Source organism: Vibrio sp. 1874 (genome assembly GCF_033344395.1).
GTDB lineage: Bacteria > Pseudomonadota > Gammaproteobacteria > Enterobacterales > Vibrionaceae > Vibrio > Vibrio alginolyticus.
The window spans coordinates 1-1,105 of record NZ_JAWPOR010000156.1; the positions used below are offsets into that span (position 1 = coordinate 1).

Consider the following 1,105-nt stretch of genomic DNA (forward strand, 5'->3'; position numbering starts at 1 on the left):
CCTTAGCCAGCGCCTTCGCTCTCTTGCACTTGAATGTTCAGCGGTCGTTCACGCTCTGATTTCTGGCGTCGCTTTCGTTTGGTTAAGCGACACTTGGCTCACCACTGCCATTTCGATACAAGTCGCGGTGATGGCACTGCAAATCCAAGCCGGGTTCTTTCGCCCAGCAAGTTGGGCGGTCAAAATCGTGATGGGTATTTTGGTGGTCCGTCTCACGTTGCTGCCATTTATTCCACAATGGCAGCCGGTTGAGAGTGGGCATTGGGCTTGGGTCATTCTTAGTTACGTGCCGTCATTGGCTATCTTAGCCTATGCCCGAAGCGTGCTAGCGAAACAAGATTCCGACCTGACCAACTGGTTCGAAGGGGCGTTTTTGCATGTGTTCTTAATGGCGTTGTTCACCCAAACCAACTACTGGTTAACGGGACAATACGGCTATTTGGGGCACATCGATTTCACAAGTGCCGTGGTCTTTGCCAACCAAGCTCTGGTTATGGGCTTGGTTTACAGTTATCGCAGCCAATTTGCTCAGCAGCTCACCCTTGTTTATCAAGCCTACAGCTACTTATTGTGGGGCGTATTCGCGCTATTGACGGTATGGCTGAACAGCGTTGAATCGCCACTCATCACCAACAACGTATCGGCACAAGCCATGCCGGTGTTCAACATGCTGAGTTTAGGTTGGCTTCTGCCAGCGTGCATTCTCATTGCTGCGGTCGTTAGACGCTGGAATACGCTGCGTGTACACCGATTAGCGGTCGCATGTCTTGGCTTTGCATTAGCGGCCATTTGGCTAGGGATGTCGATTCGACAGTTCTGGCAAACCACGTCAATGACGCTGTTTCAACCGACCAGTATGGCGGAGTTGTTTAGCTACTCAGTGGCAGGATTAATGGTTGGTGGCGCTTTAACTTGGCGTGGCGTCACTCACAAGGCGATGATGATGCAACGCATCGGCTTAATTATATTGGCCTTTGTGGCGTTGAAAGTCTTCTTGTGGGATGTAAGCTCTTTGGACGGGTTCTGGCGCGCCATCAGCTTCTTAGGCTTGGGGGCATCACTTATTGCGTTGGGGTGGCTATTTCAAAAACTGCATCGCTCAGTC

At 51.2% G+C, this 1,105-nt stretch carries 1 protein-coding gene; it reads left to right on the forward strand.

What is annotated here, in order from left to right:
* On the forward strand, positions 1-1,105 hold a 1,105-nt coding region (locus tag R8N46_RS25290; protein WP_318189787.1), incomplete at both ends, for a DUF2339 domain-containing protein.